General features: G+C 35.7%; 11 protein-coding genes. 4 read left to right on the top strand and 7 right to left on the bottom strand.

Features of this window, described 5'->3' with window-relative positions:
- On the top strand, positions 1-859 hold an 859-nt coding region (locus JP36_RS10695; RefSeq protein WP_039174587.1), incomplete at its 5' end, for an IS1595 family transposase.
- A complete protein-coding gene (locus tag JP36_RS10690) occupies positions 859-1,293 on the top strand; it encodes a hypothetical protein (RefSeq protein ID WP_039174586.1) in 435 nt (144 codons plus the stop codon). The genes JP36_RS10695 and JP36_RS10690, both read left to right, overlap by 1 nt.
- Positions 1,294-1,358: 65 nt before the next feature.
- Here the strand turns inward: JP36_RS10690 and JP36_RS11575 are convergent, their stop codons facing one another.
- From JP36_RS11575 to JP36_RS10680, 3 genes are all read right to left on the bottom strand, one after another.
- The gene (locus JP36_RS11575) at positions 1,359-1,511 is read right to left on the bottom strand and encodes a hypothetical protein (protein ID WP_156106943.1); all 153 of its coding nucleotides are present in this window, start codon (positions 1,509-1,511) and stop codon (positions 1,359-1,361) included.
- A gap of 14 nt (positions 1,512-1,525) precedes the next feature.
- Positions 1,526-1,987: a DUF6934 family protein gene (locus JP36_RS10685; protein WP_052119499.1), complete on the bottom strand. Its 462-nt coding sequence runs from the start codon at positions 1,985-1,987 to the stop codon at positions 1,526-1,528.
- A gap of 92 nt (positions 1,988-2,079) precedes the next feature.
- Positions 2,080-2,457, bottom strand: a complete 378-nt coding sequence (locus JP36_RS10680; protein ID WP_039174584.1) for a hypothetical protein — start codon at positions 2,455-2,457, stop codon at positions 2,080-2,082.
- A 158-nt stretch (positions 2,458-2,615) separates the two neighbouring features.
- Between JP36_RS10680 and JP36_RS10675 the strand changes: the two genes are divergently transcribed.
- On the top strand, positions 2,616-3,503 hold the full coding sequence (locus JP36_RS10675; RefSeq protein ID WP_418904670.1) for an IS256 family transposase, variant Zn-binding type: 888 nt from the start codon (positions 2,616-2,618) through the stop codon (positions 3,501-3,503).
- A gap of 140 nt (positions 3,504-3,643) precedes the next feature.
- Here JP36_RS10675 and JP36_RS10670 read toward each other — a convergent pair whose 3' ends face one another.
- Genes JP36_RS10670 through udk form a run of 3 tightly spaced genes read right to left on the bottom strand, consistent with a single transcriptional unit; the run spans position 3,644 to position 6,165 of the window.
- A complete protein-coding gene (locus JP36_RS10670) occupies positions 3,644-4,909 on the bottom strand; it encodes a hypothetical protein (protein ID WP_039174580.1) in 1,266 nt (421 codons plus the stop codon).
- A 2-nt stretch (positions 4,910-4,911) separates the two neighbouring features.
- Positions 4,912-5,493, bottom strand: a complete 582-nt coding sequence (gene dcd, locus JP36_RS10665) for a dCTP deaminase (protein ID WP_039137250.1) — start codon at positions 5,491-5,493, stop codon at positions 4,912-4,914.
- Positions 5,494-5,508: 15 nt separating this feature from the next.
- Positions 5,509-6,165, bottom strand: a complete 657-nt coding sequence (udk, locus tag JP36_RS10660) for a uridine kinase (protein ID WP_039174577.1) — start codon at positions 6,163-6,165, stop codon at positions 5,509-5,511.
- A 376-nt stretch (positions 6,166-6,541) separates the two neighbouring features.
- Here udk and JP36_RS12015 point away from each other — a divergent pair, with 376 nt between their 5' ends.
- Positions 6,542-6,775, top strand: coding sequence for an integrase core domain-containing protein (locus tag JP36_RS12015; protein WP_209434493.1), 234 nt, complete (start codon positions 6,542-6,544; stop codon positions 6,773-6,775).
- A gap of 209 nt (positions 6,776-6,984) precedes the next feature.
- Here JP36_RS12015 and JP36_RS11655 read toward each other — a convergent pair whose 3' ends face one another.
- Positions 6,985-7,146: a hypothetical protein gene (locus tag JP36_RS11655; protein WP_167332842.1), complete on the bottom strand. Its 162-nt coding sequence runs from the start codon at positions 7,144-7,146 to the stop codon at positions 6,985-6,987.
- Between the last annotated feature and the right edge of the window lie 137 nt (positions 7,147-7,283).

Raw genomic sequence — 7,283 nt, 5'->3', positions numbered from 1 at the left:
TAAACAATGGCGGTGCAAACATTGTAAACACACGTTTAGCATTACGTCAGGGACGATTTTTGCGAATCACAAGTTACCGATTCAAACCTACTTATTCGCTATTGCATTATTTGTGAATGCGGTAAAAGGGATTTCCGCTTGCCAGCTATCTCGTGATTTGAATGTACAGTACAAAACAGCATTTACGCTGGCTCATAAGATTCGTGAAAGCCTGATTATTCAACGTGAGCTATTCCCCCTAGTAGGCGAAATCCATATTGACGGCACTTATGTACATTCTGCGCCACGCCCAAAGAATAAGAAAGCAGAACGTGTGGATAGACGATTAAAAGAAAATACCAATCCAAATAAACGTGCGGTATTGGTCATGCGTGAGCGTTATTCAGAACAGGAAACTTCCTCTAATCCACAATTAGTGGGCGCAAAGAAAACCATCACTTTCCCTATTCTCTCAGAGAACACAGAGACGGTGAAGAAATTAGCCACAGCCTATATTGAGCCAAACAGCCGTATTCATACGGACGAAAACTCAGCCTACGATGAATTGATGGTCCATTACGACCTACAACGAGTAAACCATCAACGTGAATATCGTAGCGATGAGGGCATTACCAACAACCTTGCTGAAAGCTATTTCGCTCGCTTTAAACGTATGTATTACGGACAAGTCCACAAGATGAGTAACGTTTATCTTGATAATTATGCCAACGAAGTCGCCTATCGTGAAGATACTCGCAAATTCGATAATTTAACCATTTTCAATGATATCACCAGTAAATGCCTTTCTACACCATCAGAAAATGCTTGGAAAGGCTATTGGCAAGGACATCATAGACAAGTAGAACGATTGGTAATGTAATGGCAAAGAAAATCTATTTAAGTCAAATTCAGGCAAAAATTGACCGCTTGCAATGTGAACGAAAACAAGTATTGGAGCATCTTGCGTTAGTAGATAGTAAAATAGAGAAGCTCCAAGCTGCTATTGAAGTGATGCAAGAAAAGGCTCTCATAGATGAATACAATACGGAACTTTATGCTTACCGTACATATAAACGCTATTTTAAGGGGAAATTACGTAAAATGGTGCTAGTAGAGATGAAAGCACGACCACAGCATTACTTTACTGTTAATGAGCTAGTTAAGTTAGTTCTCGTTCAAGATGGGCAAGAGCCAATCATTCAACCACAACACACCGTGTCAATGCGTGCAGCATTAAAACATTGGCTAAACAAAGGTATAGTCGAAAGACTAGAAATTAATGTTGTTGATGTGCGTTGGCGATTAAGACAATAGATAATATCGTATTCAAAACATTAAATAGCATATAATCATTTATCGACTATATGCTATTCTTTTAACTAGGCTTTATGTTTCAATTCACGCAAATTTTGTTCAGTTAAATTTAAGCGTGATAAAACTAAGTTTGCAGTTTCAACTTTTTTCTTGAAAATAGGAGTTGATGGCAATTTGTCTAATTTCTTATCTATTTTGACTTTCATTAAAGTTTCCATATACTTGCTCCTTGCTATTTTTGTTTAACCAAAAAAGCTTCAAAATTTGAAGTATTACTTGAGATAAAAGGTGTTATCTTATTATTATGTATACCCCAAATAGTGAATTTCTCAGAAATTTCAGTATAGTATTTATTTAACATTTTTCTGTAAAGTCTAGTTCTAGACTTAGTGCTGCCTTCAAAAAAGATGAGAGCAGAAGGATTATTTTCCAAAAACAGTTCTGCTGCTTTTGCAACAGTTCTCAAAACAGTTTCCATATCACCATTATCACTAATGACAGTGTCGTCTATTTCAACACCGTCTTGAGTATCTCCAAATCCTAAGTTGAATACAGGTATATCAGGAGATAAGAAATTTCTATCTAATTCAAAAAACTCAATAATTTTTTGTTTTCTTCCCTTTGTGCCCCGACTGATAAACGTGTAACGTAATTGAGATGAGCTCGATGATAAAAGATACGGTTCAATATGCATTTTAAAAAAACTTGATTTTTATTGCTGCATAATAACATAACATCATTAATCTGTTAAGATTTTATCGTATCTATCAAAAGAAATGTATATTGTTAGGGTAGTGCTTTCAACCGCCAATGAAACCCTGCACGCTCAACCAATCCCTTTTTCGCTAACCGCAACAACATTCTTTTTACCACCTTATAATAGCTATCACCTACATCAACAAACTGTGTTTGCCCCACTAACCGTAATGCCTGTTCTGCAATATCTCCACACATCAACCACGTCCCCTGATTTTCCCTTAATACTTGTGCGATTAAACGAGTGGTAATGACAGACTGGCTTTTAGGTGTTTTCGGCACAAATGGTGCTGCCAATTCGCTAATCTCTTGCGTTAAAAACTGCATTTGCACTGTTAATAAATCTTGTTTTTCTTTCAGTAGAAGTAACCGCTCAACTAACTCGTGCTTGAGTAACTTTTGTGTCATAATAAAAATCCCTATTGAGTGAAAATTTCAATAGGGATTTTAATGTTTTCAATCGGTTAAATCTTTGTGCAAGTGCTACATAATACCGATAGTACAAGGCTTTAGGCCCACTTTTTGAAATATGAACAAAAAACTGTCCTTTTTGCCTTAAGAACAATATCCAAAAGTATGGAAAGAAAAATAATATTCAGAGATACTTTTGTTCATCCTGTCATAAAACCTTTTCTTCCACAAATAAATTAAATCCAATAGATATTTGGACTGATTACACAATAGGAAAACAAACCTATAAACAATTAGCCGAAAAATATCACTGTTCCATTAGAACTATTCAGCGTTATATTGAAAAATCCCCTAAAGCTAAATTAACTCCTTTACAACAAACCTATCTAAATATTATTGCAGACGTGACTTTCTTTGGTCGTGACTTTGGTGTATTAGTTTTAATGGATACCTTATCTAAAAAAGCCGTTTATCATCGTGTCGTAAAAACAGAAAAAGACCTCTATTATAAGCTCGCCTTGAACATACTTCGCGAAAAAGGCTATAAAATTCAATCCATTACAAATGATGGACGTAGAGGGCTGTTAAAGGATTTATTTAATACCCCAATCCAAATGTGTCATTTTCATATGGTTGCAATTGTAATGAGAAAATTAAGAAAAAAACATCAATCACAAGCGGGTAAAGAATTAAAAATTATTGTTAAAACATTAAAAGAAAGCCATAAAAATGAATTTTATTTGAGATTACATCAATGGTATTTAAAACATAAAGAATTTTTAGATGAACGTTCTGAATATCCCAATGAGAAAGGCTATTTTCCTTATAAACATCGTAATGTAAGAGGGGCTTATGCTAGTTTAAAATACTATATGAAATATTTATTCACCTTTGAAGAATATACTCACTTGAATATAGAAAAAACAACGAATCGGTTGGAAGGGTTATTTAAAGAACTGAAACAAAAATTATCTATTCATAACGGATTAACGAAAAAGCATAAGATTATGTTTATAAAGGATTTTTTAAATAAAAAGAGTTAGTAATGATTAGGGGAAATAATTAAAACCAACACTTTTGTCCATTAGAGGCATAGTTTGCAGAAAAACCAACACTTTTGTCTACTATGCCTTTTTCCATCACATGTCAAAAATTATTATTTATATCAGTCTGCTGTTCCCACTTACAATTTTTCCAGTAATTTTTGTAATTTCGATTTTACTTTCTCTTTCAAAATATCATCCAAACGGATACGATAACGAGGTGATGAACAATCTCCATTTAAATCAATACCGATTTGATATTGTTGATATTTTTGTTGATGCGGTTGTAAATCAAACTTCCATTCACATTGAGAAGATTGAGGATAAACATTGCCCTGACCAGAAAGGTTCACTGCCGGTAAATCAAGTTCGATATGTTGTAGTTGAAGCAGTGATGAATCGCCGATCAGACTGCCGCTAAGTTTATTAAACTTGCTGTCTTGCAATGATCTATCCGGATTAGCCAATGAAAAAGGCAGCGATGACTCCAATAAGGTCACCACATTAAAACCTTTAATCTTGCCGCCGTTGACGCTTTCAAAATGAAATTGCACTTGCTGCTGCTCTGCCGGCGTTGCAATCTCACCATTGAAATTAAAAGAAGCCTCAATCAATGGTTGATAACCAAACAGCGTTGTTATCGGCTCAAACGGCACATTTTCTCCCACAAAATGCCATTCATTTTGTTGCTGATTATCCTTTTTCTGCGTTAATAAAATTTGCGCATTCGGAGCAAACACCAATTGCCATTCTGCTTGATCCTGTGCTTTAAGCTTCATTTGAATGCGAGCTAATTTCAACTGATTGAGCATAACTTCCGTTGCCTGCGCTTCTCCGGCATCGGCATCAATCACTGCTTCATCGAATTGTAATTTTGTGGCTTTCATTTCGCCGATTTTCTGCAACCATTGCCAATCGGCACTAAACTGTTTTATCAGATAATGATGATCGGCAAGCTGCAAATAAAACTGCCCTTTTAGCTGCTGAAAATAACGGTTTTCTGCGTCTGAAAACTCAACTTTGGCACTTAATACAGATGTTTGGCTAATCTGCTTCACCACCGCTGAAATATGGGTTAAATAAGCCTCATTGTCTTTATAAATGCTGCCGTTCTCGACTTCGACCTGTTTAATCCAATTTTTGCCGGACATCCAGCCCCAATAATTGAGCATTAAATCCAGCTCTTCGGCAGCAAGCGTCCAACCGTTTTTGTGGTAATGCACCTCTTCGGCGTGAACAGTTAAAGGGAAATAGGAGAAACTTAAACTTTCCGGTTTAAGTTTAATATCATAGTCGGAAGCAAGGCGCTGTGTGATATAGTGAGCCATTTTCGGGATTTGGTACTGCACCAGACCGATGCCTAATGCCACCACCGCAATAACAATAAGCAGCCACTTCCGTTTCATAATTAATCCTTATCTATCCTACTCGCCACAGCACCTTGCTGATTTTTATATTTTGCATCGGAGCGACTGTTATATGGTCTTTGCGCTTCGCCGCTTAACACTTCAAAACTCAATGCGCCGATCACCATTTTAGGTCGCAATGCTAATGGCAATTTACCTGAGTTATAAAATTCCAGCACAATCCGTCCTTCCCAACCCGGATCAATACGATGAGCTGTGACGTGAACCATTAATCCTAGCCGAGCCAATGAAGAACGCCCATCCAACCAACCTATAATATTACTAGGCAATTTAACTGATTCATAAGTGCTTGCCAATGCCAAGACACCAGGATGTAAAAAGAAAGGCTCCCCATCCTCAATGATAATTTCATCGCTCATCACGCTCTCTAATTGTGCCGTTACAGACTCTCTCGGACCGCTTAAATCAATGTAAGCAGCAGAATGATCGCGAAATACGCGGAAAGAATTACCTAAACGAACATCCACTGTTGCGCCATTAATTTTACTGCTGTCAGGACGCGGGGTTAAAACAATCTTACCTTCATCCAAATAGCGTTCAATATCAATATCACATAATCTCATCACTTCACCTTTTCACTATTTTTTACGAAGTAATTGTAAAATTTGCGCCTTTAAAATATTTATGGCAATACGATTTTTTCCTCCACGTGGCACAATAATATCAGCATACTGTTTTGACGGCTCAATAAATTGAAAGAACATTGGACGAACTGTTTTGCGATACTGCTCTACGACTGAATCCATAGTTCTTCCACGTTCTTCCATATCTCGTTTTAAACGACGAATAAAACAGATATCCAAAGGCGCATCAACGAAGATGGAAACATTGATTTCATTACGAATACGTTCATCGGTCAATAACAAAATGCCTTCAAGAATAATCACCTTTTTCGGTTCAAAATGTCTAGTATTTCCGGTACGAGTATGTTCAACGTAACTATATTCTGGAATTTCTACCGCCTCGCCTGTTTTTAATGACTGTAAATGTTGTAACAACAACTCACGATCCATTGAATTCGGGTGGTCATAATTAGTTTTAGTTCGAGTCTCAAAATCTAGATGGCTTTGATCTTTGTAATAACAATCTTCCGAAATAATACCAATCTCTTCACATCCCAACTCTTCACAAAGCTCTTTATAAATTGTTGAAGCAATTAGACTTTTTCCTGATGCTGAAGCTCCAGCAATACCAATGATAATAGAAGGTTCTTGTGTTGTTTCAATTTCTGACATAATAATTTCGCCATTTAACCGATAAATAAAAAATTCCAACTATTATAAAGAAAAGGGGGTTGACTGTTAAGTCATAGAAAAAGAATCCATTTAAAGTATGGGAAAAGCATCATAAAAAAAATAAATTCCCTCAAAATCTGGAGTCTATTGTGATAAAGATAAGGGATAAAATGGAAACTTTACAATATCAAGTAAAAAACATAGTTGATAGACATCGAACAAACTGAAAATATAAGCAAGATCGGCATTATTTATACACCAAAGTAAATATAATCAACTTTTAACTCTGCACACTGAAACAATAATTGATTTACTTTGGATAATGGCACGCCCTATTGGATTCGAACCAATGACCTACGGCTTAGAAGTGCGTTAATTGCAAAATCTTTCAAATAAAATTACCAATATAAACAATGACTTACAGAGTAGCCCACTCCAAAAAATACTGTATGTTTTATCTTATTTTCATTGTTTTTGTACGAAAGTAGTCACAAAAAAGTCACAAAACCAAAAACTTGCTGAATGGGAAGCATTTTATAATTATGCTAGACCGCATTCAGCCATCGGAGGAAAAACACCTTATGAACGTTTGTTAGAAAAAATTAAGTGAACTATAATAGTTTTGTCAGCGGAGGTTGGCATCCCCCCAGCTCCACCAAATTTTATATAACAGTGATATAACTATAATAATAAAAACAATGATTTATGAATATAAGTATCATTTTTATATCACTGTAATACAACCTAAAATGATCCGCAGATGATCCGCAAGATACTTTAATATCAAAATACAGGGCTGATTTATTACACTTTATCTAATTATCGTATAAGATAGCTAATCCCAATACATATAGCACAAATAGCAAAGCCTAATGCAAAAATTATTGCTGCGGTGGCTAACATTTTTCCAACTTTATCTGCGCCTTCTTTACTCATATTTCCACCTACCTTTACTTGATGTTTTGGTGTATACTTAATCAAAATTGCTCCTTAGTTTGCTAAACTTGGATAAGGGGTAAAGAAAACCCCGATTGTTGGTCGCAATCGGGGTTTATTTTTTTTATTCCGATTACATAGCTTGATTATGCTATGTAAATTATCCCAATAACTGCTGCTCT

This window comes from Gallibacterium genomosp. 1, from assembly GCF_000771875.1.
GTDB lineage: Bacteria > Pseudomonadota > Gammaproteobacteria > Enterobacterales > Pasteurellaceae > Gallibacterium.
Note: the sequence above shows the minus strand (reverse complement) of the source record. Positions and strands in the feature narration are given on the sequence as shown.